Source organism: Methylobacterium sp. P3_A11, assembly GCF_056403155.1.
Genome location: NZ_JBFUGA010000023.1, coordinates 14051 through 39832 on the forward strand (window position 1 = coordinate 14051; position 25782 = coordinate 39832).

Annotated in this window: 21 protein-coding genes and 1 pseudogene; 9 read left to right on the forward strand and 13 right to left on the reverse strand. The window is 70.5% G+C overall.

Going from position 1 to position 25782, the window contains the following annotated elements:
• Window positions 1-131: 131 nt before the first annotated feature.
• Window positions 132-617, reverse strand: coding sequence for an SRPBCC family protein (locus AC1DXK_RS10065; protein WP_457106288.1), 486 nt, complete (start codon window positions 615-617; stop codon window positions 132-134).
• A gap of 466 nt (window positions 618-1083) precedes the next feature.
• On the opposite strand from AC1DXK_RS10065, the pseudogene AC1DXK_RS10070 reads away from it, so the two are divergent.
• Window positions 1084-1390: pseudogene (locus AC1DXK_RS10070) on the forward strand (IS3 family transposase); the annotation flags it as partial.
• 131 nt (window positions 1391-1521) lie between these two features.
• Here the strand turns inward: AC1DXK_RS10070 and AC1DXK_RS10075 are convergent.
• Complete coding sequence (locus tag AC1DXK_RS10075) at window positions 1522-1971, reverse strand: hypothetical protein (protein WP_457106289.1); 450 nt, start codon at window positions 1969-1971, stop codon at window positions 1522-1524.
• A gap of 275 nt (window positions 1972-2246) precedes the next feature.
• Here AC1DXK_RS10075 and lexA point away from each other — a divergent pair, with 275 nt between their 5' ends.
• Window positions 2247-2972: a transcriptional repressor LexA gene (gene lexA, locus AC1DXK_RS10080; protein ID WP_457106290.1), complete on the forward strand. Its 726-nt coding sequence runs from the start codon at window positions 2247-2249 to the stop codon at window positions 2970-2972.
• On the opposite strand, the gene AC1DXK_RS10085 is transcribed toward lexA, so the two are convergent.
• Entirely contained in the window at window positions 2966-5248 is a 2283-nt protein-coding gene (locus AC1DXK_RS10085) for a ComEC/Rec2 family competence protein (RefSeq protein WP_457106291.1), read from the reverse strand. The genes lexA and AC1DXK_RS10085 overlap by 7 nt on opposite strands.
• A 189-nt stretch (window positions 5249-5437) precedes the next feature.
• Between AC1DXK_RS10085 and gltX the strand changes: the two genes are divergently transcribed.
• The 3 genes from gltX (at window position 5438) to AC1DXK_RS10100 (ending at window position 9347) form a co-directional block, all read left to right on the forward strand.
• Window positions 5438-6865 (forward strand): glutamate--tRNA ligase, encoded by a 1428-nt coding sequence (gene gltX, locus AC1DXK_RS10090; protein WP_457106292.1) that lies wholly within the window; start codon window positions 5438-5440, stop codon window positions 6863-6865.
• A gap of 230 nt (window positions 6866-7095) precedes the next feature.
• Window positions 7096-8385 carry a citrate synthase gene (gltA, locus tag AC1DXK_RS10095; protein WP_457106293.1) on the forward strand — a complete coding sequence of 430 codons (1290 nt, stop codon included), beginning with the start codon at window positions 7096-7098 and terminating at the stop codon, window positions 8383-8385.
• Window positions 8386-8423: 38 nt separating this feature from the next.
• Window positions 8424-9347, forward strand: a complete 924-nt coding sequence (locus AC1DXK_RS10100) for a DNA-3-methyladenine glycosylase family protein (RefSeq protein ID WP_457106294.1) — start codon at window positions 8424-8426, stop codon at window positions 9345-9347.
• Window positions 9348-9479: 132 nt separating this feature from the next.
• Here AC1DXK_RS10100 and parC read toward each other — a convergent pair whose 3' ends face one another.
• A complete protein-coding gene (gene parC, locus AC1DXK_RS10105) occupies window positions 9480-11726 on the reverse strand; it encodes a DNA topoisomerase IV subunit A (RefSeq protein ID WP_457106295.1) in 2247 nt (748 codons plus the stop codon).
• Between the two features lie 188 nt (window positions 11727-11914).
• Complete coding sequence (recO, locus tag AC1DXK_RS10110; protein WP_457106296.1) at window positions 11915-12634, reverse strand: DNA repair protein RecO; 720 nt, start codon at window positions 12632-12634, stop codon at window positions 11915-11917.
• A gap of 144 nt (window positions 12635-12778) precedes the next feature.
• On the opposite strand from recO, the gene AC1DXK_RS10115 reads away from it, so the two are divergent.
• Both AC1DXK_RS10115 and AC1DXK_RS10120 read left to right on the forward strand, forming a co-directional pair.
• The gene (locus tag AC1DXK_RS10115; protein WP_457106297.1) at window positions 12779-13180 is read left to right on the forward strand and encodes a hypothetical protein; all 402 of its coding nucleotides are present in this window, start codon (window positions 12779-12781) and stop codon (window positions 13178-13180) included.
• Window positions 13181-13200: 20 nt separating this feature from the next.
• Entirely contained in the window at window positions 13201-13896 is a 696-nt protein-coding gene (locus tag AC1DXK_RS10120; protein WP_457106298.1) for a gamma-glutamylcyclotransferase, read from the forward strand.
• 3 nt (window positions 13897-13899) lie between these two features.
• Here AC1DXK_RS10120 and AC1DXK_RS10125 read toward each other — a convergent pair whose 3' ends face one another.
• Window positions 13900-14043 carry a hypothetical protein gene (locus tag AC1DXK_RS10125; RefSeq protein WP_164706385.1) on the reverse strand — a complete coding sequence of 48 codons (144 nt, stop codon included), beginning with the start codon at window positions 14041-14043 and terminating at the stop codon, window positions 13900-13902.
• A 175-nt stretch (window positions 14044-14218) separates the two neighbouring features.
• On the opposite strand from AC1DXK_RS10125, the gene AC1DXK_RS10130 reads away from it, so the two are divergent.
• Window positions 14219-14842 carry a hypothetical protein gene (locus AC1DXK_RS10130; protein ID WP_457106299.1) on the forward strand — a complete coding sequence of 208 codons (624 nt, stop codon included), beginning with the start codon at window positions 14219-14221 and terminating at the stop codon, window positions 14840-14842.
• Here the strand turns inward: AC1DXK_RS10130 and dnaE are convergent.
• Window positions 14839-18357: a DNA polymerase III subunit alpha gene (gene dnaE / locus AC1DXK_RS10135; protein WP_457106300.1), complete on the reverse strand. Its 3519-nt coding sequence runs from the start codon at window positions 18355-18357 to the stop codon at window positions 14839-14841. The two genes, AC1DXK_RS10130 and dnaE, sit on opposite strands and share 4 nt — an antisense overlap.
• Window positions 18358-18896: 539 nt before the next feature.
• Here dnaE and AC1DXK_RS10140 point away from each other — a divergent pair.
• Complete coding sequence (locus AC1DXK_RS10140) at window positions 18897-20204, forward strand: glycosyltransferase (protein ID WP_457106301.1); 1308 nt, start codon at window positions 18897-18899, stop codon at window positions 20202-20204.
• A gap of 194 nt (window positions 20205-20398) precedes the next feature.
• Here AC1DXK_RS10140 and AC1DXK_RS10145 read toward each other — a convergent pair whose 3' ends face one another.
• The 6 genes from AC1DXK_RS10145 to mce form a co-directional block, all read right to left on the reverse strand.
• Entirely contained in the window at window positions 20399-20659 is a 261-nt protein-coding gene (locus AC1DXK_RS10145) for a hypothetical protein (protein WP_457106302.1), read from the reverse strand.
• Between the two features lie 360 nt (window positions 20660-21019).
• Window positions 21020-21733 (reverse strand): ABC transporter ATP-binding protein, encoded by a 714-nt coding sequence (locus AC1DXK_RS10150; protein WP_457106303.1) that lies wholly within the window; start codon window positions 21731-21733, stop codon window positions 21020-21022.
• 14 nt (window positions 21734-21747) lie between these two features.
• Window positions 21748-23046 (reverse strand): lipoprotein-releasing ABC transporter permease subunit, encoded by a 1299-nt coding sequence (locus AC1DXK_RS10155; RefSeq protein ID WP_457106304.1) that lies wholly within the window; start codon window positions 23044-23046, stop codon window positions 21748-21750.
• Between the two features lie 9 nt (window positions 23047-23055).
• A complete protein-coding gene (proS, locus tag AC1DXK_RS10160) occupies window positions 23056-24381 on the reverse strand; it encodes a proline--tRNA ligase (RefSeq protein ID WP_457106305.1) in 1326 nt (441 codons plus the stop codon).
• Window positions 24382-24898: 517 nt separating this feature from the next.
• A complete protein-coding gene (locus AC1DXK_RS10165) occupies window positions 24899-25225 on the reverse strand; it encodes a DUF1467 family protein (RefSeq protein WP_457106306.1) in 327 nt (108 codons plus the stop codon).
• 5 nt (window positions 25226-25230) lie between these two features.
• Window positions 25231-25635, reverse strand: a complete 405-nt coding sequence (gene mce, locus AC1DXK_RS10170) for a methylmalonyl-CoA epimerase (protein ID WP_457106307.1) — start codon at window positions 25633-25635, stop codon at window positions 25231-25233.
• Window positions 25636-25782 lie beyond the last annotated feature (147 nt).

The window sequence follows — 25782 nt, forward strand, 5'->3', positions numbered from 1 at the left end:
GGCGACACGCCAGCCCGACCTACGATGCGGTCAGGCTGAACCGGAGCCGCAAAATTCCACGGCCCAAGAAGGAGGTCGGCGCGCGCCGCTGCCAAATCCGCTCAGCGGCGCGCACCAAATCGTGACGGCGGCTACTTGGCCTTGTCGGCGAGCGCCTTCAGGCCGGACTCGTAGATGCCCTGGATCGCATCGGTGGCGACCGTGTCCGGCGCGCCCTTGGCGTTGAAGGTTCCGGTCCAGGTCACCTTCGAGCCCGAACCCGCCGGGGCGACCGAGAGGGTGGACTTGTAGTCGGAGACCGGCAGCGGGCTCTCCAGGATCGTGTAGGTGTAGCTCATCACCTTGTCGTCCCGGGAGACCTGCTCCTCCTTGATGGTGCCGCCACCCTTCAGGCTGAGGGTGCGGACCTTCATGCCGTCCTTGTCGGAGAGCGCGCATTTCTCGATGGCCGGGTGCCAGTCGCCGATGCCACAGAACTCCCCGATGGTCTGCCAGACCTTGGCCGGGGGCGCGGCGATATCGGCCGAGCGGGTCACCTCCAGGGCGTAGCCCGGCACGGTGGCCGCGGCGAGCGCCAGGGCGGCCAGGGGAAGGGATCGGCAGAAAGCGAAGGGCATCTCGGGGTGTCTCCGTCCGTCTCAAATCGCGACCGGGGCCGCGCAGGCTCTGATGGCCGCAAGGGAGCTAGGCCGAAGCGACTCGTTCGGCAATAGGCCTCGACGTGGAAGCGACGCGGCGACGATCAAAGTGAGCCGAGTGTTTCTGGTCTTGCCGTATTGGTCGATCAAAACAGATCGACTTTTGAACGTGACCAATATTACCGCGAATATGTTCGCTCGGGACGGATGGCGGGACTCTCACGGGTCTCGACGCGTTCGCGGGAGAGACGCACGGGTAGCGTAATGATCCGTCTATATACTCAGCTTTAGGTCATGCGTGGTACCTATATTTTTGAAAAACAAAATATAAAGCTTGTATTTGGCAGCAAAGACGCGAGCTATCCGGACTTTTTCTCTTAATCTGTCTCGTCTTGATTCCGTTGCGGATTGCTGCGAACTCGGCAGCGCTGCATAGGAGCAGGACGCTGAACGGCAGGCCGATCCGGAGCGGCTGTCGGCTCGGGCTAGGCGCGACGCGATGCTGATGGCCGAGATCCGGCGCGTTCAAGCGGCGAACTTCGGCGTCTGCTGGCTCAGGAAGGCGTGGCGTCAGCTCGCCCGCAAGGAGATCGCGGTGGCGCGCGGCACGGTCGCCCGGCTGATGCGGGCGATGGGCTTGGCCAGCGTCGTGGTGCGCGGGCGCAGGGTCCGCACCACCGTGCCCGATCCAGCTGCGGCCGGCCCCCCGCGACCCGGGTAATCGGAAGTTCAAGGGAGCAGGCCCTACGCGAGCGCCACCCCTTTGCCGGAAGCGGCCCCGTCGGCCATCCTCGATCTCCTCAACAGGCTGCAGACGCCGCGCGGCCCGAATAGTAAAGTCGCCTTCGAACACCCGCCCTGATATCAATTTCCCAAAGTGGTGCTAGCGCGGGCCGAGACCCGGATTGCGGCCTGGCAGGCGCGGAACCACCGTGCCGCGCCGCTCGATCGGCGCGTCGCACGCGTAGGCGAATTCGCTCTTCAGCGGATCGAACACGGTCTCGCCGGTGATCCGGCAATCTTCCCGCACCGTCTCGTCGAGATAGGCCCGGGCGGCGGTGCGGAAGCGCTTCACCCGGGTCGCGTCCGGCTCCGGATCGATCCGCGCCTCGCTCAGGTTGCAGCCGGCATATTCGCGCAGGGCGTTCGAGACGATCAGCATCCGGCGCTGCTGCCGGTTATCGTAGACCTCGTAGGGCTCCTTGCAGCCGATCGTCACCACCTGAGGGGTGAGCGCCACATAGTTCCGCGAGATATAGGAAAACCCGGTGGTGCAGCCGGCGAGGCCGAGGGCGGCGAGGCCGAGGGGCAGCAGAGCTGCGGGTCGTCGCATCCGCGTCATTCCAAGCTGGTCCCGGCCCGCGTCCCGGATCCGCCGCCTCTCCGGCGGGGCACGGGCCAGCATTGAAACGGCTCCGCTTGCGCCGTCAATGCGTTTCTCGGCCCGTCCCGTCCGGCGAGGCGCCGGATCGGCCGCATGGCCGGGCCGACACCGGTCCAAGCGTAGCGGTCCCGCCCTTGCAGAACACTTGCGGAACGTTTAACCTGTTCGTGATTTGTTTCGGAGACCGTCACGTGGCGGTCCGCCAAGCCGCGAGTCCCCCGTCGATGCTCACGCGCAAGCAGCTGGACCTCCTGCGATTCATCCAGAGCCGGATGCAGGAATGCGGTGTCCCGCCGTCCTTCGACGAGATGAAGGACGCCCTCGACCTCAAGTCGAAATCGGGCATCCACAGGCTGATCACGGCCCTCGAGGAGCGCGGCTTCCTGCGGCGCCTGCCGAATCGGGCGCGTGCCATCGAGGTGATCCGCATCCCCGAGAGCCTGACCCAGGCGCCCCCGACCGCGGCTTCGGCAGAGCCTCGCCGGTTCACGCCGAGCGTGGTCGAGGGCGGCAAGTCCAAGCAGCCGCCCGCACCGGCGAGCACGCGGATCCTCGACGAGGCCGGCCGCGCCATCTCGATTCCCGTGATGGGCCGGATCGCGGCCGGCACGCCGGTCTCCGCGATCCAGAACCAGAGCCACGCCATCACCCTGTCGCCGGACTTCGTGGCCGGCGGCGAGCACTACGCCCTTGAGGTGCGCGGCGACTCGATGGTCGAGGCCGGCATCCTCGACGGCGACCTCGTGGTGATCCGCAAGCAGGACACTGCCAACACCGGCGACATCATCGTGGCCCTGATCGACGACGAGGAGGCGACCCTCAAGCGCCTGCGTCGCCGGGGCTCCTCGATCGCCTTGGAAGCCGCCAATCCGGCCTACGAGACCCGCGTGCTCGGGCCCGACCGGGTGCGCATCCAGGGACGCCTGGTCAGCCTCGTCCGCCGCTACTGAAGCGGCTCGGCGGGCGCGTCGCCGGAGACGGCGCCGTTGCCTGACCCGTCGGTTTCCGGAGGCGGAGCCTCCGCGGTGTGGGATCCGTCCGACCCGGATGTGACGGGCGTCCGCAGGCGCGGCTCACGTGCCGGTCCCGGCCGCCAGGGTACGGCGCGGCCGTCGGCACGGGTGTACCGGGTGGCGAAACCGTCACCCTCGGCCCGGAGGGCGACCGCTCCGTGGGCGGTGAGGACGCGCCGGTCGATCACCAGCGGGCGCGTGCAGGTCGGGGGCGCCACGAGGCCGGTGATCACCACTGCGGCGCGGGCGCAATCCTCCGGGAAGGCGCGCCGATCCCGGACGAGGGCCACCGCTCGGCCGTCCGGCAGGCGCGCCGTGCAGCCGAGGTGGTCGCAGCGGCCGCTGCCCTGCGGTGCGACCAGCGTTGCGGGCCGCCGTCCGTCACCGTCCGCCTTCAGCCATTGCTCGAGGACGAAGCCGGAAGGGCTGCCCAGCACCGTGAGGCGTCCGTCTGGCCCCCGGACCGCGGCTCCTGCGCCCTGTCGGTCGACGTAGAGGTCGTAACGGTCCGGCCTGGCCGCGAGGACGAGGCCGACCAGGGCAGGCGCCAGGGCGAGCCAGCGCAGGCGCGAGGCTGGGAGCGTCGCCAGCAGCAGGCCGAGGGTCAGCAGGATCAGCGCCGACGTGCCGAAGGCCGGCACGACGACGATCGCCCGCTCGAACCCGGCGATCCAGTCGGAGACGACGAGCATGCCCCCCACCGCCTGACCCATCAGCCACCAGATCGGCCGGTCCTGGGCGAAGGGATAGGCCAGGATCCCGATCACCGCCGACGGCATCACCACGAGGGAGACCAGCGGCAGGGTCAGTGCGTTCCCGACAAGCCCGAAGGGCTGAACCGTCTGGAAATGATAGGTGGCGAAGGGCGCGGTCGCGATCTGGGCCACGAGGGTCGTGGCCAGGGTCCCGGTCACCGCCGAGAGGCCGGTGCCGACGAGCCGCCCGAGCCGCCCCGCCCCGGGGCGCACGAACAGCCGCCCGTCGATCAGCCGGGCGCAGGCGATCAGCCCGGCCACGGCGCCGAACGACATCTGGAAGCTCGGGCCGAGCAGGCCCTCGGGCTCCCGGGCGAGGGCGATCAGGGCGGCCAGCGCGAGGTTGCGCATCGACAGGGCCGGCCGGTCCGCCAGGATCGCGCCCAGCATGATCAGGGTCATGATCAGGGAGCGCTCGGCGGCGATGTCCCAGCCCGAGAAGGCGCAGTAGGCGGTGACCCCGACCATGGCGAAGCCGGCGGCGATCTTCTTGATCGGCCAGACCAGCGCGCAGTACGGCACCGCGGCGAGGACCGCCCGCACCAGCCAGAAGACCACGCCGGCGGCCAGCACCATGTGGAGCCCCGAGATCGACACCACGTGGTAGATTCCGGCGGCGCGGAGCGCGTCGTTGGTCGCCGGCGCGATCAGTCCCCGCTTGCCCGTTACAAGAGCCGCCGCCACCGCGCCCGCTTGTCCCCCTGCGGCCTGCGCGATCCGGCGGGTCAGCGCGTTGCGGGCCTCGTCCAGCAGAGCGGCGAGGCGCAGGCTCATGGGCGGCGGCTCGGTCGGCGCCCGGATCGCGACCGCGCCGACGAGCGAGCCCACCGCGCCGAGTCCCTGGAAATACGCGTCCCGGGCGAAGTCGTAGCCGCCCGGCCGGGCGGCCTCCGGCGGCGGCAGCAGCCGGGCGGTGGCGGCGACGACGTCCCCGGGGCGCGGGATGGGGGTCCTGCGGAACGAGACCCGCACCCGCACCGGCCGCGACTCCGGCGCGAGCCCCGCGAAGGTCTCGACGCGGATGATCAGTCGGGCGCCGACCTCCCGCTCGTCGAGCGCCTCGACCATCCCGACCAGCGGGCCGATGGTGGTGCGGGTGAGGATCGGGGCGGCGACCTGCGCGACCCGCCAGGTCGCCGCCGCGAAGCCGAGGAACGCGGCCGCCACGCCGAGGGCCAGCGCCAGGGCCGCCGGCCGCGCCCCCAGGATCGGGGTCGGCGCCAGGGCGAGACCCGCGCCGATCAGGGGCGCGGCTAGGAGCGGCGTGCCATCCGCCGCCACGAAGTAGATGAGGATTCCGGCCCCGAACGCCACGGCCAGCCAGGGGAACAGCCGGCGCTGTTCGGCCTCCCGGACGAGGCCCTTGGCCACCCAGTGGCGGACTGCCGGGAGGGCGGGCGCGCGCGGGCCGGCCAGCGCCACAGCGCCACCCGCGAGCCTCGCGCCGATCCGTCGCATTGCCGCCACCCCGCACCGCGCGACCTGTCGTCGGCGGCCGGGCGATTCCCCAGGCGATTCTTAACCCATCCGCAGGCCCGTGCTACAGCCGGCGCTTCGTGCTACGGGCGCCGTGTCGAGACCCATCGACGCTCTCTCCGCCGCCCCGCCTCCACCCCTTCGCGCCTCGCCCCCGAACCTATCGGACCGATGTCCTCAGCCGTCGTCACGCGCTTCGCGCCCTCGCCCACCGGTTACCTCCATATCGGCGGAGCCCGCACGGCGTTGTTCAACTGGCTCTACGCCCGCCACACCGGTGGCCGGATGCTGCTGCGGATCGAGGACACCGACCGGGAGCGCTCGACCAAGGGCGCGATCGACGCGATCCTCGACGGCCTGTCCTGGCTCGGCCTCGACTGGGACGGCGACGTGGTCTTCCAGTTCGCCCGGGCCGAGCGCCACCGCGCCGTAGCCGAGGAGCTGCTGGCTGCGGGCCGCGCCTACCATTGCTACGCTACCGCCGAGGAGCTGGCGCAGATGCGCGAGACCGCCCGCGCCGAGGGCCGCGCGCCCCGCTACGACGGGCGCTGGCGCGACCGGGACCCGTCCGAGGCCCCCGCCGGGGTCAAGCCGGTGATCCGCCTGCGCGCGCCCCTCACGGGCGAGACCGTGGTCGACGACGCCGTCCAGGGTCGCGTCACCTGGGCCAACAAGGACCTCGACGACCTCGTGCTCCTCCGCTCGGACGGCACGCCGACCTACATGCTCGCCGTCGTGGTGGACGACCACGACATGGGCGTCACGCAGATCATCCGCGGCGACGACCACCTCACCAACGCCGCGCGCCAGACCCAGATCTTTTCTGCCCTCGGCTGGGAGGTCCCGACGATGGCGCACATCCCCCTGATCCACGGGGCCGACGGAGCCAAGCTCTCGAAGCGCCATGGCGCCCTCGGCGTCGAGGCCTATCGCGACCTCGGCTACCTGCCGGCGGCCCTGCGCAACTACCTCGTCCGCCTCGGTTGGAGCCACGGCGACCAGGAGGTCTTCTCCACCGAGGAGATGGTCGCGGCCTTCGATCTCGGCTCGGTCGGGCGCTCGGCGGCGCGGTTCGACTTCGCCAAGCTCGCCAACCTCAACGGCCTCTACATCCGCACCAGCGCGGATGCCGACCTCGTGGCGGCGATCGAGACCATCCTGCCGAATGTCGGCCCCGCGCGCGGCCTGTCGGCGCCGCTCCCGGCAGACCTGAAGGACAAGCTGACCCAGGCCATGCCGGGTCTGAAGGAGCGTGCCAAGACGCTGATCGAACTCCTCGACAGCGCCTATTACCTGTACGCGCAACGCCCCCTGGCGTTGGACGAGAAGGCCGGCGCCCTTCTCTCCGACGAGGGCCGCGCCCGCCTCGCGGGTGTTCGCCCGGCGCTCGAGGCGCTGACCGACTGGAACGCGGCCTCGACCGAGGGCGCCGTGCGCCTTTACGCCGAGACGGCCGGATGCAAGCTCGGGCAGGTGGCTCAACCCCTGCGCGCCGCGCTCACGGGCCGCACCACCTCCCCGCCCCTGTTCGACGTGATGGCGGTGCTGGGCCGGGACGAGACCCTGGCCCGGCTCGGCGATCAGGTGCCGCAGGGCTGAGACGGCCGGGCGCAGCCGGGAGCCCAGCGCCCCGGCCCGGATTTCGCTTGGCGGAATATGCTTGGCGTCGGGGTCGGGTTGTCACCGACCCCGTTGCTGCTGCAGTGCCGTTTGGGTAACCCATGCCAGTGAGCACCCGCAGCATAATGCGTGGTGCTCAGGCCCCCGGGACCGGCTCGGGCAGCCCGAGGCCGGCATCCGCCACGTCGCCAGAGAAGGGTCCACGATCCATGAGCGCACCCAGCACCATCACCGTGGACGGCAAGTCGGTCGAGCTGCCGGTTAAATCCGGCACGATCGGGCCGGACGTGATCGATATCGGCAAGCTCTACGCCCAGACCGGCGCCTTCACCTTCGACCCGGGCTTCACCTCGACGGCCTCGTGCGAATCGAAGATCACCTACATCGACGGCGACGAGGGCGTGCTGCTCTACCGCGGCTACCCGATCGAGCAGCTCGCCGAGAAGGGCGACTTCCTCGAGACCTGCTACCTGATGCTGTTCGGCGCCCTGCCGACCGCCGCCCAGAAGGCCGATTTCGACTACCGGGTCACGCGCCACACCATGGTGCACGACCAGATGAACCGGTTCTTTACCGGCTTCCGCCGCGACGCGCACCCGATGGCCGTGATGGTCGCCTCCGTGGGCGCGCTCTCGGCCTTCTACCACGACTCGACCGACATCACCGATGAGAGCCAGCGGCTGATCGCGTCGATCCGCATGATCGCCAAGATGCCGACGCTCGCCGCGATGGCCTACAAGTACTCGATCGGCCAGCCGTTCGTGTACCCGAAGAACGACCTCGACTACACCTCGAACTTCCTGCGCATGTGCTACGCTGTGCCGTGCGAGGATTACGAGGTGAACCCGGTCTTCGCCCGGGCGCTCGACAAGATCTTCATCCTGCACGCCGACCATGAGCAGAACGCCTCGACCTCGACGGTGCGGCTCGCGGGCTCGTCCGGCGCCAACCCCTTCGCCTGCATCGCGGCCGGCATCGCCTGCCTCTGGGGGCCGGCCCATGGCGGCGCCAACGAGGCGGCCCTCAAGATGCTGATGGAGATCGGCACCCCCGAGAACGTCAGCAAGTACGTCGCCAAGGCCAAGGACAAGAACGACCCGTTCCGCCTGATGGGCTTCGGCCACCGGGTCTACAAGAACTACGACCCGCGCGCCCGGATCATGCAGCACACCACCCACCAGGTGTTGAAGGAACTCGGCAAGACCGACGATCCGCTGCTGCACGTCGCCATGGAGCTGGAGCAGATCGCCCTCAAGGACGAGTACTTCATCGAGAAGAAGCTCTACCCGAACATCGATTTCTACTCGGGCATCACCCTCAAGGCGATGGGCTTCCCCACCGACATGTTCACGGTGCTGTTCGCGGTGGCCCGCACGGTGGGCTGGATCGCCCAGTGGGCCGAGATGATCGAGGATCCCTCGCAGAAGATCGGCCGTCCGCGCCAGCTCTACGTGGGTCCGGCCCAGCGCGATTACGTGCCGGTCGATCAGCGCGGCTGAGGCGGGACCTGTCCCGGGACGCGACCCAGGACACGACCATGGGGGCGGCCGAAAGGCCGCCCTTCGCGTGTGCGGAGGCCATCGATCTCCGCCTGCCCTGCCGCCCGCCCTACGACTGGGCGGCGATCCGCGCCTTCCTGGCCAAGCGCGCGATCCCGGGCGTCGAGACGGTGGCGCCCGACGGCTCGGCCTACCGGCGCACGGTCCGCGTCGCGGGTCGGTTCGGCCACCTGACGGCGGAGCCCGGCACGGATTGCCTGCGCGTCGTCCTCCGCGGCATCGATCCCGGACACGCCGCCGCGGTGGCGGAGCGCCTGGGCCGCCTGTTCGACTGCGACGCCGACCCGGCTGCCATCGCCGGCTGCCTGGCCCGGGATCCGGTCCTGGCCCCCCTCGTGGCGGCCCGGCCCGGGCTGCGCCTGCCGGGCGCCTGGGATCCGTTCGAGACCGGCTGCCGGGCGATCCTCGGCCAGCAGGTTTCGGTCTCCGCCGCGATCGGGTTGGCGGGCAGGCTTGTGGCGGCGTTCGGGACGCGGCTGCCGGAGCCGGTGGGCGTCCTGACCCACGTCTTCCCGACGGCGGCGGATCTGGTCGAGGCCGATATCGCCCTGGCGCTCAACATGCCGCGCGCCCGCGGCGCGGCGATCCGGGCGCTGGCGGCGGCGACGCTGGCCGAACCGGACCTGTTCGCTCCGGCCGAGTCGCTGGAGGCCGCGCTGCTGCGCTTCACGGCGATCCGCGGGATCGGGCCGTGGACGGCACAGTATATCGCCCTGCGGGCGCTCAAGCTGCCGGACGCCCTGCCGGTGGGCGATGTCGGCCTGCTGCGGGCTCTGGAGACCGGCACCGGTCGCCCGAGTCCGGCGGAGCTTCTGGCCCGGGCCGAGGCGTGGCGGCCCTTCCGCGCCTACGCGGCGCAGCACCTCTGGGCTGCGGACGAGGCGGCCGTTAAGGGGCGGTGACCGCCGCCCATGACGTCGGCGCCGTCGTCGTTGCGAGCGGAGCGAAGCCATCCAGCGGCGCCACGTTCGTCAAGGTGGCGCTGCCCTGGGTCACTTCGCTGCGCTCGTGATGACGGAGCAACCGCCCTCTCCTCAGCGCCCGAACCGCTCGAACTTCGGGAAGCTGCGCGCCATCATCAGCCCGACCTCGGCCCGGTGGCCGAGCCACTTCTCCAGCACCGACGCGTTGGCGAGCCGCCCCTCCGGCGAGCCGTCCTGCCAGGGCAGGCCGTCCGCCAGCTTGAACACGTGCGCGTCCTGGAGCCGGCCGCTGCGGCAGCGCTGGAGCCGCACGCCCTTGCCGCGGGCGAGTTCCGCCACCTCGGAGATCGGGAAGATCAGCAGCAGCTTCTCCGTATTGACCACCGCGACGTGGTCGCCCTCGGCCGGCACCAGCACGGCCGCGGTGGCGTCTCCGTCGAGGCCGAGCACGCTCTTGCCCTTGCGGGTGTTGGCGACCAGCGCGTCGGCGGGCGCCACGAAGCCGCGGCCGTCCGAGCCCACGATGAGCAGTTTGGTCTCCGGCCGGTAGGGCAGAGCTGCCACGATCTCGGTGCCGTCGTCGAGGTCGGCCATCAGGCGCACCGGGTCGCCGAAGCCGCGCCCGCCCGGCAGCTTCGAGGCGTCGAGGGTGAAGACCTTGCCGTTCGTGGCGAGCAGCAGGATCTTCTGCGTGGTCTCGGTCGGGAACGCGATCTTCAGGGTGTCGTCGCCCTTGAACGCCACCCCCGACAGGTCGGCGACGTGGCCCTTGAGCGCCCGGATCCAGCCCTTGGTGGAGACGATCACGGTGATCGGCTCGCGCTCCACCAGGGCCGCGGTGAAGTCGATGCCGCCGACATCCGGCGGGCTCGCCAGCGTGGTGCGGCGGCGGCCCAGCTTGGTCTCGGGGCCGAAGGTCTTCTTCACGGCGCGGATCTGCGCCTGGATCGCCTTCCACTGCGCCGGCTCGGAGGCGAGCAGGGCGTCGATCTCGGCCTTCTCGGCGGTGAGCCCCTCGAACTCGCGCTTCAGCTCCATCTCCTCCAGCTTGCGCAGGGAGCGCAGGCGCGTGTCGAGGATCGCGTTGGCCTGGAGTTCGGTCAGCTCGAACCGGGCCATGAGGGCGGCCTTGGGCTCGTCCTCCTCGCGGATGATGCGGATCACCTCGTCGAGGTCGAGATAGACGATGAGCAGGCCGCCCAGGATCTCCAGGCGGCGGTCGATCTGGCCGAGGCGGTAGCGCGAGCGGCGCTGCAGGACCACGCGGCGGTGGTCGACCCATTCCCGCAGGCACTCGACGAGCCCGATCACCTTCGGCACGAGGCCGCCGACCAGGACGTTGAGGTTGAGCGGGATCCGGGCCTCGAGTTCCGTCAGCCGGAACAGCGATTCCATCAGGATCACCGGATCCACCGTGCGCGCGCGCGGCTCCAGCACGACGCGCACGTCCTCGGCCGATTCGTCCCGCACGTCGGCCAGGAGCGGCAGCTTCTTCTCCTGCAGGAGCTCGGCCATCTTCTCGATCAGCCGGCCCTTCGGGATGCCGTAGGGGATCTCGGTGACGACGATGTTCCAGGTGCCGCGGCCCAGATCCTCCTTGTGCCAGCGGGCGCGGACCCGGAAGGCGCCGCGGCCGGTCCGGTAGGCCTCGGCGATGGACTCGGCCGAGTCGACCAGGATGCCGCCGGTGGGGAAGTCCGGACCCTGCACGAACCTGGCGAGGTGCGCCGAGGTCGCCTCGGGGTGGTTGATCAGGTAGAGCGCCGCATCGCACAGTTCGGCGGCGTTGTGCGGCGGGATCGAGGTCGCCATGCCGACCGCGATGCCCTGGCTGCCGTTGGCCAGCAGGTTCGGGAAGGCCGCCGGCAGGACGATCGGCTCCTCCTTCTCGCCGTTGTAGGAGGGCCGGAAATCAACTGTGTCCTCGTCGATCCCGTCGAGGAGCAGCCGGGCGACCTCGGTGAGCCGCGCCTCGGTGTAGCGGTAGGCGGCCGGGCCGTCGCCGTCGATGTTGCCGAAATTGCCCTGGCCGTCGACCAGCGGGTAGCGCTGGGCGAAGTCCTGGGAGAGCCGCACCAGGGCGTCGTAGATCGCCTGGTCGCCGTGGGGGTGGAAGTCGCCCATCACGTCGCCGACGATCTTGGCGCACTTCTTATGCGCGGTATTCGGGTCGAGGCGCAGCAGCCGCATGCCGTACAGGATGCGCCGGTGCACGGGCTTCAGCCCGTCGCGGGCGTCCGGCAGCGCCCGGTGCATGATCGTCGAGAGCGCGTAGGCGAGGTAGCGCTCCTCCAGCGCCGATTTCAGCTCGACGCTCTCGATCCCGTCGCCGGACGGCGGCTCGAAGGGCTGGCCCATGACGGCTCCTCACACTCTCAATCGTCTCTGCCCGCGCGCCCGTCAGTCTGGTGCCGCGGAGCGGAGCCCGGAATCCAGACGCGTCGTCCCTGCCGGGCGAGGCTCCTCGCATCCGGCGCTGCGGCGATTCTGGATTCCGGGCCCGCCCGCAGCCCCCCGGAGCGACGGTTGAGAACAGAAAGCGAACATTACTCGGCCTCGCGACCGAGCGCAACGAATCGCGCCCGCTCCTCGGGAGGCCCGAGGCCGCGGGGCGCCCAGACGTGCCGGTCCAGGAAGTACCCCGTCAAGGTAAACCCTTGCGCAACGCCGTCGGGGCCGGGGGGGCCGCCCGCATGCAGGAAGCTCGGAAGTGCCAGCAGGCGGTCCCGGTACGGCTCGCCCGCCGAGGCGCTCACGGCCCGGCCGCTCTTCGGCGACACGTAGGCCAGGGCGTCGTTGTCGCCGGTGGCCGCGCAGGCGGTCAGGTCGAGGCCGAAGCCGAGTTCCGACAGGATCGCCAGCTCGAAGCGCACCATCAGGGGCGGCGCGATCGTCGGGTCGTCGAGGTGGGCGACCAGGATCCCGGCCGCCGCGTAGAGGCCTGGATGGGGATCGCGCTCGGGCAGGAGCCGCAGCAGGGCCGCCATGTGGCCCAGGCCGTAGAGGGCGAGGCTCGACCCGATCATCCGCGAGACCTGCGACTCGAGGGGCTCAACCCCGTAGGACCCGAGGCCCTCGTCGAGGCGCGCCCGCCACGTCAGCCGGACCCGGTTGCCGGGCTGCAGCACCGGCTGCATCCGGCGCGAGCGCCCGCCATGCACGAGTCCCAGATGGCGCCCGTGGTTCTCGGTCATCGCCTCCAGGATGACGCCGGTCTCCCCGTGCCGGCGCAGGCCGAGCACCAGGGCGTCGTCGGTCCATTGCATCGCGGGTCGCGTCACGCGGTGAGAGGGGCGCGGCGCGCGACGGACGCGTTCCGCTCATCAGACCCATATAGGAAGGCGTGCGGTCCGGCGCTGCCCGCGCGCATTGTCCAGCCCCGGGCAACCTCGGCGGCGTAGGCAGGGCCGATGCCGCCCCGCGCCGCCCTCGCCGCCTGCCTGATCCTGATCGCCGCCGGGGCGCAGGCCGCGCCGCGGCCCCCGAAGCCCGTGACCGAGGACGCGCCCTCCCCGGCCCTCCTCCAGCGGATCGCCGCCCTGGCGCTCAAGCAGGTCGCCTTCGGCTCGGTCTCGCTGCTGCCGGTGCGGTTCGAGGGCAGCCGGATCGCCGGGCCGATCGCGGATGCCGGCCGGGTGATCTACTGCGTGTCGGGCCGGATGTACGGCCGCACCTTCGGCAAGCCCGAGCGGCCGAGGGCGGTGATGCGTTACGCGGCCGACCGGTTCGAGGTGATCGACGACGACGAGGTCTGCACCGGCCATCGCAGCCGACCCTTCCTCGAACTGGACGCGATGGGCAACAAGCCGTGACGGATCCGCGTTGACGGGCCATGCCCGCCGATGCCACCCGCGCCCTCGACCTCAGCCTCGACCTGATCGCCCGTGCCCATTCCGAGCCGGTGCCCGACGATCCGAGCGCCCTCGACGTGCTGAGCGACGCGGAACTGCGCCCGGGGCTCGACGCGATCGTCGCCGGGCGCGAGGGCCGCGACCTCTGGGTCTTCGCCTACGGCTCGCTGATGTGGAATCCGGAGTTCGCGGTCATCGAGCGCCGGATCGGCACCGTCCGCGGCTTCCATCGCCGATTCTGCCTGCTCCAGCGCCGGTTCCGCGGCACGCCGGAGCGACCGGGCTTCGTCCTGGCCCTCGATCGCGGCGGCCTCTGCCGGGGCGTCGCCTTCCGCCTGCCGGGCATGGAGATCCGCGAGACGCTGATGCCGGTCTGGCGACGGGAGATGCGCGGCCGGGGCTACGTCGCCCGTTGGCTGCCGGTCGCCACCGAGGCCGGGACCGTGTCGGCGCTGACCTTCCTGGCCAACCGCGCCAGCGACCGCTACGCCGGCCGCCTCTCGGACGCCGAGATCGCGGAGAAGATCGCCGCCGCCTGCGGGCACAAGGGACCGAGCGCGGAATACCTGTTCCGGACCGTGGAGGCCTGCGAGCGCCTCGGCATCCGCGACCGCCATCTCTGGAATCTCCAGGCCCTGGTGGCGGACCGGCTCCGGGTCTGCGTGCCCGGGGCGTGAGGTTCAGGTCCAGGCGCGCTTCATCACCACCGCGACGCGACCGCCCGCATGCTCGGCATCGGGGTTGCGCGGCTCCCGGATGCCGGGGGCGCGGCCGGTGGTGACGTAGACCAGGAGGGTGAGGGCGAGCAGGATCTTCGTGCGCATGGCGACGCTCAAGCTTGAGCGCCGGTGCATAGGATCGATCGCTTTTTAAGGAGTTGCTGCGCTGCACACAGGTGGACTTGCAGCCGGATTTCTGCGGGCGTGGTGAAGGAAGGGTTGCGGGCCGGCCGCGTTCGTCTATGCCGCCGGCCCGGGATGTCCACAGGCGGAGGATGAGATGCGGCTCCGGATCGGCGTAGCCCTCGCGGTCGTCGGCATCGCCGCCGTGGCGCTCCTGGCGGGGCCGCTGAGTCGCGGCGACCGGCTGTCCGACATCCTCACCGGGCAGACACCGCTGCTCGCCGGCGGCGCCCGGGCGCCCGGTGGCAGCGCGACCCTCACCGGCGCCGCGGAGCTGGGGCCGGATCGGCGCCCGGCGACCCTGCACCTCGCCTGCGATCCGGGCGGGACCGGCCTTTCGGCGGCGCTGACAGTACCGCGCTTCGCCGAGCTGGCGCCGCGCTTCGACTTCGCCGGGCTCGCAGGTTCCGGCAGCGAACCCCCCCTCACCGGCATCCTGGTTTCCAGCGCGGGCAGCGTGCGCTCGGTGCGGATCCCGGTTCAGGGCGCGGCAACCGGGGCGGATGCGGGTTTCACCCTGACGGTGACGGGCGCCCGCCGCGGCGACGATCCCCTGCGCGGGCTCGCCCAGGCGCTCAGCCAGCCCGGCGCCAAGCTTACCTGGACGCAGGCGAGCCCACGCTCCGGCGATCCGGCCCTGACCGCGACGGCCACGGTGGCGGAGGCCGACGCCGCCGCGCTGAAGGACGCCCTCGCCGGCTGCCTCGCGGCGCCGTTCTAGCTCACCTCCACCTGCACCACCCCTGGCACGGTCCGGAGCTGGCCGGCCAGCGTCGGCGTCGCCTGGAACTTGCCGGGCAGTCGGATCTCCACCTCGCGGCTGCCGCCGTCGAGCTTGAGGATCAGCGAGACCTCGCTCTCCCCGCGCATTGACAGACGCTGCTGCACGGGCGCGACGCCGCGCGGATCGCTCAGGTGGATGCGGATCCCCTTCTGGTGGCGGGCCACCGCCTGGTCTAGGGGCTCGGCGGTGAGGATCCGGGCGCGCACGTCCTCGCCCTCCAGGTTCGCCTGGAGCTGGAGCACGAGCGGGCGGCCCGGCTCCAGGATGTCGCGGTACTGGCCGAGGCCCTCGGAGAAGATGATCGCCTCGAAATGGGCGGTCCGGTCCGACAGGGTGACGATGCCCATCTTGTTGCCGGTCTTGGTGCGCCGCTCCGCCCGGTCGAGCACGGAGGCCGCCACCCGGCCGACGCTGGAGGTCCCGGCCCGCACCGCGCGGCAGAAATCGGTCCAGCTCTGCACCCGCAGCTTGTCGAGCAGGTCGCCATACTCGTCGAGGGGATGGCCGGAGATGAAGAACCCGATCGCCGCGTATTCCCGCTTCAGCGTGTCGGCCATCGGCCAGATCTCGTGCGGGGGGATCCGCAGGGACACGTCGTCCGCCACCACGCCGCCGAACATGTCGGTGACGCCGGCGGATTCGGCTTCCGCCGCGCTGGCGGCGAGCTTCATCATCGGCTCGACCGCCGCGAAGGCCCGCGCCCGGTCGGGCTCGATGCAGTCGAGCGCCCCGGCCTGGACGAGGCTCTCCAGGGTGCGCTTGTTGATCTGCCGCGGGTTGAGGCGGCGGGCGAGGCAGGCGAGGTCCTTGAACGGCCGATCGCCCCGGGCCTCCACCAGCGCCCGCACCGCTTCGCGGCCGACGCCCTTGATGGCCGCGAGGGCGTAGAAGATCTTGCCGTCGCGCACCTCGAACACCTCGCCGGAGGTGTTGATCGAGGGCGGCTCCACCGTGATCTTGAGGCGCTGCGCGTCCTGGCGGAATTCGGCGAGCTTGTCGGTGTTGTCGATGTCGAGCGTCATGGCGGCGGCCAGGAACTCGACCGGATAGTTCGCCTTCAGATAGGCGGTCTGGTAGGTGAGCAGCGCGTAGGCCGCGGCGTGGCTCTTGTTGAAGCCGTAATCGGCGAACTTGGCGAGCAGGTCGAAGATCTCGTTGGCCTTGGCCTTGGTCAGGCCGCGCTCGGTGCAGCCCTTGAGGAACCGGTCGCGCTGCGCGTCCATCTCGGCGCGGATCTTCTTGCCCATGGCGCGCCGGAGCATGTCGGCCTCGCCGAGCGAGTAGCCGGCGAGGACCTTGGCGATCTCCATCACCTGCTCCTGGTAGACGATGATGCCGAATGTCTCCTTCAGCATCGGCTCCAGCTTCGGATCCGGGTACCAGGTCGCCTCGTTGCCGGCGTCGCGGCCGAGCTTGCGCTCGCAATAGACCGGGATGTTGGCCATCGGGCCCGGCCGGTACAGCGCCACCAGGGCGATGATGTCCTCCAGCCGGTCGGCCTGCATCTCGCAGAGCGCCTTGCGCATGCCGGCCGATTCCACCTGGAACACGCCGACCGTCTCGCCGCGGCCCATCGGGCCGTAGGTCTTCGGGTCGTCGAGCGGCAGCGAGGCGAGGTCGATGTCGATGCCGCGCGCCTTCAGGAGATCCGTGCAGCACCGCAGCATGGTCAGAGTCTTGAGGCCGAGGAAGTCGAACTTCACCAGCCCGGCCTGCTCGACCCACTTCATGTTGAACTGGGTGACCCGCATGCCGGTCTTCGGGTCTCGGTAGAGCGGGACCAGTTCCTCCAGGGGCCGGTCGCCGATCACCACGCCGGCCGCGTGGGTCGAGGCGTGGCGGTGCAGGCCCTCCAGCTTCTTGGAGATGTCGATGAGCCGGCCGACGATCGGCTCCTCCTCCATGGCCTGCTGCAGCTTCGGCTCACCCTCGATCGCCTGGGCGAGCGTCACCGGGTTGGCCGGGTTCTGCGGAACGAGCTTGGTCAGCTTGTCGACCTGCCCGTAGGGCATCTCCAGGACGCGGCCGACGTCGCGCAGCACGCCGCGGGCGAGCAGCGTGCCGAAGGTGATGATCTGCCCGACCTGCCCCTCGCCGTAGCGTTGCTGCACGTAGCGGATCACCCGCTCGCGGCCCTCCACGCAGAAGTCGATGTCGAAATCCGGCATCGAGACGCGCTCGGGGTTGAGGAAGCGCTCGAACAACAGGCCGAAGCGGAGCGGGTCGAGGTCGGTGATCAGCAGCGACCACGCCACCAGCGAGCCGGCGCCCGAGCCGCGGCCCGGCCCCACCGGGATGTCGTGGTCCTTGGCCCACTTGATGAAGTCCGAGACGATCAGGAAGTAGCCCGGGAACTTCATCGACACGATGACGTCGAGTTCGAACGCGAGGCGCTTGCGGTAATCCTCTTCCGAGAAGCCCGGCGCCGTGCCGTGCTGCTTGAGGCGCAGCTCCAGCCCCGCCTCGGCCTGCCGGCGCAGCTCGGTCGGCTCGTCGGCCGAGACCGCCTGCACGCCCGTCTCGGCGGCCTCCGCCAGGGCCTCGGCCATGGGGGGCGTCTCCCCCGCCGCCACGGCGCCGAAATTCGGCAGGATCGGCTTGCGGGTCCGTGCCCGCACGGCGCAGCGCATGGCGATCTCGACCGTGGCCTGGAGCGCGTCCGGCAGGTCGCGGAACAGCTCGGCCATCTCGGCGCGGGTCTTGAAGGCGTGGCTCGGCGTCAGACGGCGGCGGCGCTCGTCCGAGACGAGGCGGCCCTCCGCGATGGCGAGCAGCGCGTCATGGGCGTCGTAATCGTCGGGCTTGGCGAAGTAGGGCTCGTTGGTCGCCACGATCCCGAGACCGTGGCGGCCGGCGAGGTCGAGGAGCGCCGTCTCGATCCGCCCCTCCTCGGGCAGGCCGTGGCGCTGCAGCTCGACATAGAGCCGGTCCTCGCCGAAGGCCTCCTTGAGGCTCCTGAGGCGGCCGAGGGCCAACTCGGGCCGCCCGGCCCGGAATGCCGCGTCGAGGGGGCCGGACAGGCCGCCCGTGAGGGCGATCAGCCCCTCCGAGGCACCGACGAGGGCCGCGGCGTCCAGGCGCGGCGCCTCGCCGAGGGCCGTATCGAAATAGGCGCGGCTCGCCAGCCGCAGCAGGTTGGCGTAGCCGGCCTCGTCCTGGGCGAGGAGCACGATGCCGTGGCTCGTCGGCGCCTGCCGCTGGTGCGGATCGGCGGCCTCGAACGCCACCGAAAGCTGCACCCCGGCAATCGGCTGAACGCCTTCGCCAGCCGCCTTCTCGGAGAATTCCAGCGCCCCGAACAGGTTGTTGGTGTCGGTGAGCGCCAGGGCCGGCTGCCGGTCGGCCACCGCCGCCTTGATCAGGGAGCCGACCTTCAGCGCCCCTTCGAGCAGGGAATAGGACGAGTGGACGTGGAGGTGGACGAATCCGACCTCCTTGAGCTGGCGTGGCATGGCCGACCTTGTTCAGGGGTCGGGCAGCATCCCCGCTCGCCGGCTCCAAGTCGACGTGTGCCGGGCCGCCGATAGACGATATCCACCGGTCGTGCCCCGGAAGCACCAGTTCGGGCCAAGCCTGTGGATGATCTCCCCTGCAGGGCCGATCGCCTGTGTATAACCGGCCTCTCGGAGGAACCGGGGGCGCGTTGGAAAAATCCGGCTAACGAACCGGTGCCAAGGCTATCGCCCAGGCGCCGACCGCCGCGAACAAAAGTCCGAATGCCATGAACTCGACCATTCCGGTCAGGACCATCCGCTTCAGCATCGTCGTACCTCCCGCGTTCCGGTCCCAGTATGTTCATGTTTTGTTCTAATGATAGAGGCGGCGCGCAATAATTCCTGCGCGTCTATCGGTTACGGTAAAAAGTGTCTTGATGCGGATCGGGCGTGCTGGCATGCCCTCGCGCCGAGACGAACTCGTCATCTGATCGGGGGGTTCGAAGGAGCAAGCCATTCCCGCGCACCGGACGGTCGAACGGTTCGACGTCGCCCTCGTGGCCGTCGGCACACACGGCGACGTGCTGCCGTTCATCGCGCTGGGTCACGAGTTGTTGAAGCGTGGTCACGGCGTCTCGCTGGCGGCTCCGGCTCCGTTCGAGGCGATGGCCCGCCGGGCCGGCCTCGCCTTCCAGCCCCTCGGCACGGTGGCGGATTACGAGGCGGTGATCCGCCAGCCGGATCTGTGGCACCCGCAACAGGGCTTCCGGCCGATGTTCGACTACGCCCTCCAGGTCGCCGAGGCGGCCTGCCTGTGGCTCGGGGCGACCCGGGGACGGGGCGTCGACCTCCGTGTGGTCGCCTCGCCGCTCGGATGGGGGGCACGGCTCGCGCAGGATCTCTACGATCTCCCGACCGCGACGCTGCACGTGATGCCGTTCCTGATCGAGAGCCGGTACGATCCGCCCCGCCTGCCGGGCCTGCCGCTGCCGCGATTCCTCCCGGCTTCCCTGCGGGCCTACGTGAATCTCGGCGTCGATCAGGTCGCGGTCGGTCCGTTCACGCTGCCGCCGCTCAACGCCCTGCGCGCGCGACTGGGCCTCGACCCAGTCTACCGGCTGCGGCACTGGTGGAACAGCCCGACCGGTATGCTCCTGATGTTCCCAGACTGGTACGCCGCGCCGCAGGCCGATTGGCCGAACCAGGCGGTGCAGCTCGGCTTCCCGCTGGTCGACCGGTTCGGCGACGTGGCGGCCATGCCGCCGGAGCTGGAGGCATTCCTCCAGGCAGGCGCGCCGCCGGTCGTGTTCACCTACGGCTCGGCCATGCGCCAGGGCGCCGGCTTCTTCGACACCGCGGTGCGGCTGTGCCGGCGCATGGGCCGCCGCGGCGTTCTGCTCGCCCCGCAGGGCGGCCAGATCCCGAAGCCGCTGCCCGCCGAGATCATCCACCTGCCCTACGCGCCGCTGAGCGCCCTCCTGCCGCGCAGCGCGGCCCTGGTCCATCACGGCGGCGTCGGGACGGTGGCGCAGGCACTGGCCGCGGGCGTTCCGCAACTCGTCGTTCCGGTAGCCTTCGACCATTTCGATGAGGGGCGGCGGCTGAAGGACCGCGACCTGGGTGCCACCTTGAGCCGCCGCGCCTTCCGCCCGGCTCGGGCGGCCCGGGTGCTCGGCCGTCTGCTCACCGATCCCGCGGTGGCACGCGCAACGGCGGCCGCGAAGGCGCGGATCGCGGGGAGTTCCGACGCCATCCTCGACGCCTGCGACTACGTCGAGGCGCTGACGAGTCCCGCCATCCGATCCGGACCGCGCCCCGCGGCCGCGGAGGGTGAGTCCGGAGCGGGATCTCGGGGCGGCCCCTGATCGCTCCAGCCGGGCGGACCCGGACAGGGCTGTCCGCGCGCGAGCGGCGCCGCCCCTTGATGGGAGCGGCGCACGCAGGTCAATGGCTCAGCAGGGTCGTGGCCGAGCCGTAGAGCGTCATGAGCAGGCCGGTCACGAAGGCGCCGATCATGACGTAGGAGAGAGCCTTGAGCTTCATCCGGCCTCCGGTCTGATCAGCAGCGGTAACCGCCGGCGGTCTGGCCGTACTGCTTGACCGGCCGGGTCTGCTGGTCAGCGTTGCCCTCCGCGGCCGAACTCAGCGGGCAGCCCACATAGGCGGGATTGTCGTGGACCCCGAGGCCCAGTGAGCCGGTGGTCTCGATTTCGGAGTTGGCGAAGCCGGCCCAGCGGGCGCCGTTGGCCGCCATGGCGGACGAGATCGGAGCCACGCCAAGGACAAGCGCGGTGACGACGGCGGCGATACGGGTCTTCATGGTGGTTATCAAACTCCTCCGCAGTACAGTCCGATCAATCGGCCCTGTTTCGTCTTGCGTGATCTGAAGATAGGGAGCCGGTGTCTTCCATGACGTGCCTCGACGCACGCGGCGCGCGGGATTAAAATGCGCCACCTCTTCGGGCCGATCGGTCGCGCGGGCGCGTCGCGCAGCCCCCGCGGAGACACGCCCGGCGGCGGCGCGGCCGCCGGCAGGCGACGCTGCGGTTCCTTGGGGTTCATGAGCGGCGAAGCCGATCCCGAGCCCCGGGATCGGTGTCGGGCCTCACCGGGATCCGCTTGCGGACACCGCCGCCGCTTGAGACCGGCGCGCCCGCCCGCGGGGACGTCGCGCCCGTGCTCAGTCGAGCTGCGTGATCAGCCCGTCGCGGATCGTCACCCGGCGATCCATGCGGGCGGCCAGTTCGAGATTGTGGGTCGCGACAAGGGCGGCGAGGCCCGAGGCACGGACCAGGGACATCAGCACCGAGAAGACATGGCCCGCGGTTCCGGGATCGAGATTGCCGGTCGGCTCGTCGGCCAGCAGCAGCCGCGGGCCGTTGGCCACCGCCCGGGCGATGGCGACACGCTGCTGCTCGCCCCCCGACAGCTCGGCCGGGCGATGGAGCAGGCGATCCTTCAGGCCGAGGAAACTCAGGAGTTCCGTGGCGCGGGCCTTCGCCTCCGCGCGTTTCAGGCCGCGGATGAGCTGCGGCATCACCACGTTCTCCAGGGCGGAGAACTCCGGCAGGAGGTGGTGGAACTGGTAGACGAAGCCCATCTCCTCGCGGCGCAGGCGGGTGCGCTCGGCATCCGCCATCGCCGCCGTGGGATGGCCGCCGATATAGATCTCGCCCCCGTCCGGCCGCTCCAGGAGGCCGGCGAGGTGCAGCAGGGTCGACTTGCCGGCACCCGAGGGCGCCACCAGCGCCACCAGTTCGCCCGGCCAGATCGCGAGGTCGGCCCCGCGCAGGATCTCCAGGGCGCCCTCGGCCTGGGCGTAGCGCCGCTCGACGCGGGAAAAGAACAGGGCCGGGACCGGCTGGTCGCCGGTCGTCTGGCTCGAATCGCTCATCGGTGGGCGGACCGTCAGCCGTAGCGGAGGGCCTGCACCGGATCGAGCCGGGCGGCGCGCCAGGAAGGATAGAGTGTCGCGGCGAGCGACAGGAGCAGCGAGGTGATCACCACGGCGGTGATCTCCTTGGGGTTCATCTGGGCCGGGATCTCGGCGAGGAAGCGCACCGTCGGGTCCCAGGCGCCGGGAAACAGCACGTGCTGGATCGGCTTGATGTTGAGGGTGATCAGGATGCCGAGCGCCAGCCCGCCGAGCGTGCCGACGATCCCGATCAGCGCGCCGTTGATCAGGAACACCCGCATGATCGTGCCGGGCGTCGCACCCATGGTCCGCAGGATCGCGATGTCGCTCGACTTGTCGCGCACAAGCAGGATCAGGCCGGAGACGATGTTGAGCGTCGCCACCACGACGATCAGGCTGAGGATCAGGAACATGACGTTCCGCTCCACCTCCAGCGCCCCGAAGAAGGTCCGGTTGCGCTGCCGCCAGTCCGTGAGCAGGATCGGCCGCTCGGCCGCCATCTCCAGGGGCTCGCGCATCTCGCCGACATGGTCGGGATCGTCGACGTAGATCTCGATCATGCTGACGTCGCCGTCCTTGTTGAAGAACGCCTGCGCCTCGGGGAGCGGCATGAACACGAAGGTCTGGTCGAACTCGGTCATGCCGACCTCGAACACCGCCTTGACCGTGTAGCTCTTGGTGCGCGGCGCGGTCCCGAACGGCGTGGACGAGCCCTTGGGCGTCACCAGGGTGATCGTGTCGCCGGCCTGCAGGCCCAGCGTGTCGGCGAGCCGCCGCCCGATCAGGACGCCCGTGCCGTCGTCGAAGCCCTCCAGCGTCCCGCCGCGGATCGACGCCGATACTGCTGCCAGGGCGTCCAGATCGGCCGCCCGCACGCCGCGGATGATGACGCCCGAGCCGCCGTATTGCGACGAGGCGAAGGCTTGGCCTTCCACCAGCGGCACCGCCGCCCGCACACCCGCCACCTTCGACAGGCGATCCGATAGGTCGGTCCAGTCGTTGAACGGCCGGTCGATCGGCGTGGCGAAGAGATGGCCGTTGATGCCCACGATCTTCGACAGCAGCTCGGCCCGGAAGCCGTTCATCACCGACAGGACGATGATCAGCGTGGCGACGCCCAGCGCGATGCCCAGCACCGAGAAGAACGCCACCACCGAGACGCCGCCGCCCCGGCGGCGGGCGCGCAGGTAGCGGCCGGCGAGGATCCACTCGAACGGCGCGAAGGGCGCAGTGCCCTCGCGGAGCGACGCCGCGAAGCCCTTCACCCGGTCCAGCGCCGCTGATGCCGCCATCGGTGTGTCTCAGACGCGCCGGATGCGCGCCAGCAGGTCGACGGTCGCGAGGCTCTCGCGCTCGCCCCCCGCGCGCCGCTTCAGCTCGACCTTGCCCTCCGCGAGACCCTTCGGTCCGACGATAATTTGCCAGGGCAGGCCGATCAGGTCGGCGGTGGCGAACTTGGCGCCCGGGCGCTCGTCGCGGTCGTCGTAGAGCACCGAGAGGCCGGCGGTCTCGAGATCCGACTGGATCTGCGCGCAGGCCGCGTCGGTTCCGGCATCGCCGACCTTGAGGTTGATCAGCGCGACGTCGAAGGGCGCGACCGAATCCGGCCAGATGATGCCGGCCTCGTCGTGGCTCGCCTCGATGATCGCCGCCACCAGCCGGCTCGGGCCGATGCCGTAGGAACCCATATGGACCGGCCGCTCGATCCCGTCCGGCCCGGCGACCTTGGCGCCCATCGGCTCGGAATACTTGGTGCCGAAATAGAAGATGTGCCCGACCTCGATGCCGCGGGCGGCCAGCCGGCTCTCCTCGCCGACCTCCGCGAAGGCCTCCGGCTCGTGCATCTCCTCGGTGGCGGCGTAGTGCGATGTCCAGCCGTCGACGATGCCCTGCAGGGCGGCGACGTCGTCGAAATCCACGGTCTCGGGCGGGATCGCGAAGTCGAGATAGGCCTTGTCGCAGAAGACCTCGCTCTCGCCGGTCTTGGCCAGGATGATGAACTCGTGGGACAGGTCGCCGCCGATCGGGCCGGTATCGGCGCGCATCGGGATCGCCTTCAGGCCGAGGCCCGCGAAGGTGCGCAGGTACGCCACGAACATGCGGTTGTAGGCGTGGCGGGCGCCGGCCTGGTCGAAGTCGAACGAATAGGCGTCCTTCATCAGGAACTCGCGGGAGCGCATCGTGCCGAAGCGCGGCCGCACCTCGTCGCGGAACTTCCACGAGATCTGATAGAGATTCTTCGGCAGATCCTTGTAGGAGCGCACGCTCGCCCGGAAGATCTCGGTGACCATCTCCTCGGCGGTGGGGCCGTAGAGCATCTCGCGGTCGTGCCGGTCCTTCAGGCGCAGCATCTCCTTGCCGTAGGCCTCGTAGCGGCCGGATTCCCGCCACAGCTCGGCCGACTGCACCGTCGGCATCAGGATCTCGATCGCACCCGCGCGGTCCTGCTCCCGGCGGATCACCGCGCAGACGCGCTCCAGAACCCGCAGGCCGAGCGGCAGCCAGGCGTAGATGCCGGCGGCCTCCTGGCGCACGAGCCCGGCGCGCAGCATCAGCCGATGCGAGACGATCTCGGCTTCCTTGGGCGTCTCGCGCAAGGTCGGCATGAAGTAGCGGGAGAGACGCATATCGTCAGAGTCTTGGGAGTGAATCCGGCCGGGACGAGCCGCGGTGCGCCGGCACACAACACGCCGGTGACGTAAATTACAAGCACTGCACGACCACGGCGCGGCGTAATCGCGGCGAACCGGAGGCGGCGGGCCGGCTCCGGCGGGATGGTTGCCTAGGACGGAAGCGGTCTGCCCATTTGCCGGCAAGAAAGCGCAGATTTTTCTCGCAGGCCCGGTGACAACACGAATTGTTGTTCCTATAAGCGTCCGGCGATGTTTGCGACGCCCGGAAGAGGCGGCGCAAGGTCCGAGTCTCGGGAGGAAAAGCGACCGCCCCGCAGGTAATGCGAGGGACATCTCAAGGTCGAGCCACTGCAGCTTGAAAAGCAAGGCCTCGCGCCTTGCTTTTTTTATTGTCGCGCTTCCTGGTACCGGCTCGCGATCGGACGCGCGAGCGCCCTCGACGCCGGTCCGAGCCGGAGGCCGGACGTGATGCCACCTTGGGGCTGACTGCGGTGAACGGCTTCGCGCCGCGCTACAGCCCGGTGAGCGGGAACACCGCCAGGGCGATCAGGAACGCGGCCCCCGCCACCAGCGTCGTCCAGATGGCCTTCTCGCGCAGGCGCGGCGCCGCCGGTGCGCCGGGATCCTGGCCCGGCACGACGTGGCTGGGCCGCGTCTCCGGCTGGTTGCGCAGGGGCAGGACCGCGAAGAGCAGCGTCCACCAGACCACGAAGTAGAGGGCGATCGCGCCGCCCACCGTCAGCTTGAACAGGCCCACCGCCGCAGCCACGAAGGCGGCGATCAGCACGGTGATCGCCGCCAGCGTCACCGGCGTCGAGCGGGCCAAGCTGTGCATCATCCCGCTCACACCTGCTCCAGCTCGACCAGGGTGCCCAGGAAGTCTTTCGGGTGCAGGAACAGAACGGGCTTGCCGTGGGCGCCGATCCGCGGCTCGCCGGAGCCGAGTACCCGGGCGCCCTCGGCCTTGAGCCTGTCGCGGGCGGCCAGGATGTCGTCGACCTCGTAGCAGACGTGGTGGATGCCGCCGCCCGGGTTGCGCGCCACGAAGGCCTCGATCGGTGAGCCCTCGCCCAGGGGGGACATCAGCTCGATCTTGCTGTTCGGCAACTCGACGAAGACCACCGTCACGCCGTGCTCCGGCTGCGGCAGCGGCGCCGTGATCGTGGCGCCGAGCGTGTCGCGGTATACCGCGCAGGCGGCGTCGAGATCCTGCACGGCGATGGCCACGTGATTGAGACGGCCGATCATGATGCTCCTCCCCAGCGTGCTGGCTCCCTGTCCGGGAGCTTCATTGGTTGTCGGCGAGACGCCGGCGGAGCGCCTCGAGCGACCGTTCCCTCTCCCGTGCGGGAGAGGGGATCTGAACCGCATCCGGCCGCCGACCAGGCAATCCGG

What these genes read in the sequence shown, in the direction of transcription:
- mce (WP_457106307.1), bottom strand. Translation starts at nt 25,635, where the DNA reads ATGATCGGCCGTCTCAATCACGTGGCCATCGCCGTGCAGGATCTCGAC.
- parC (WP_457106295.1), bottom strand. Translation starts at nt 11,726, where the DNA reads ATGGGCCAGCCCTTCGAGCCGCCGTCCGGCGACGGGATCGAGAGCGTC.
- AC1DXK_RS10145 (WP_457106302.1), bottom strand. Translation starts at nt 20,659, where the DNA reads ATGAAGACCCGTATCGCCGCCGTCGTCACCGCGCTTGTCCTTGGCGTG.
- AC1DXK_RS10120 (WP_457106298.1), top strand. Translation starts at nt 13,201, where the DNA reads ATGCCCGCCGATGCCACCCGCGCCCTCGACCTCAGCCTCGACCTGATC.
- AC1DXK_RS10150 (WP_457106303.1), bottom strand. Translation starts at nt 21,733, where the DNA reads ATGAGCGATTCGAGCCAGACGACCGGCGACCAGCCGGTCCCGGCCCTG.
- AC1DXK_RS10130 (WP_457106299.1), top strand. Translation starts at nt 14,219, where the DNA reads ATGCGGCTCCGGATCGGCGTAGCCCTCGCGGTCGTCGGCATCGCCGCC.
- gltA (WP_457106293.1), top strand. Translation starts at nt 7,096, where the DNA reads ATGAGCGCACCCAGCACCATCACCGTGGACGGCAAGTCGGTCGAGCTG.
- AC1DXK_RS10125 (WP_164706385.1), bottom strand. Translation starts at nt 14,043, where the DNA reads ATGCGCACGAAGATCCTGCTCGCCCTCACCCTCCTGGTCTACGTCACC.
- proS (WP_457106305.1), bottom strand. Translation starts at nt 24,381, where the DNA reads ATGCGTCTCTCCCGCTACTTCATGCCGACCTTGCGCGAGACGCCCAAG.
- AC1DXK_RS10155 (WP_457106304.1), bottom strand. Translation starts at nt 23,046, where the DNA reads ATGGCGGCATCAGCGGCGCTGGACCGGGTGAAGGGCTTCGCGGCGTCG.
- AC1DXK_RS10085 (WP_457106291.1), bottom strand. Translation starts at nt 5,248, where the DNA reads ATGCGACGGATCGGCGCGAGGCTCGCGGGTGGCGCTGTGGCGCTGGCC.
- gltX (WP_457106292.1), top strand. Translation starts at nt 5,438, where the DNA reads ATGTCCTCAGCCGTCGTCACGCGCTTCGCGCCCTCGCCCACCGGTTAC.
- AC1DXK_RS10165 (WP_457106306.1), bottom strand. Translation starts at nt 25,225, where the DNA reads ATGATGCACAGCTTGGCCCGCTCGACGCCGGTGACGCTGGCGGCGATC.
- lexA (WP_457106290.1), top strand. Translation starts at nt 2,247, where the DNA reads ATGCTCACGCGCAAGCAGCTGGACCTCCTGCGATTCATCCAGAGCCGG.
- AC1DXK_RS10065 (WP_457106288.1), bottom strand. Translation starts at nt 617, where the DNA reads ATGCCCTTCGCTTTCTGCCGATCCCTTCCCCTGGCCGCCCTGGCGCTC.
- dnaE (WP_457106300.1), bottom strand. Translation starts at nt 18,357, where the DNA reads ATGCCACGCCAGCTCAAGGAGGTCGGATTCGTCCACCTCCACGTCCAC.
- AC1DXK_RS10100 (WP_457106294.1), top strand. Translation starts at nt 8,424, where the DNA reads ATGGGGGCGGCCGAAAGGCCGCCCTTCGCGTGTGCGGAGGCCATCGAT.
- recO (WP_457106296.1), bottom strand. Translation starts at nt 12,634, where the DNA reads ATGCAATGGACCGACGACGCCCTGGTGCTCGGCCTGCGCCGGCACGGG.
- AC1DXK_RS10115 (WP_457106297.1), top strand. Translation starts at nt 12,779, where the DNA reads ATGCCGCCCCGCGCCGCCCTCGCCGCCTGCCTGATCCTGATCGCCGCC.
- AC1DXK_RS10075 (WP_457106289.1), bottom strand. Translation starts at nt 1,971, where the DNA reads ATGCGACGACCCGCAGCTCTGCTGCCCCTCGGCCTCGCCGCCCTCGGC.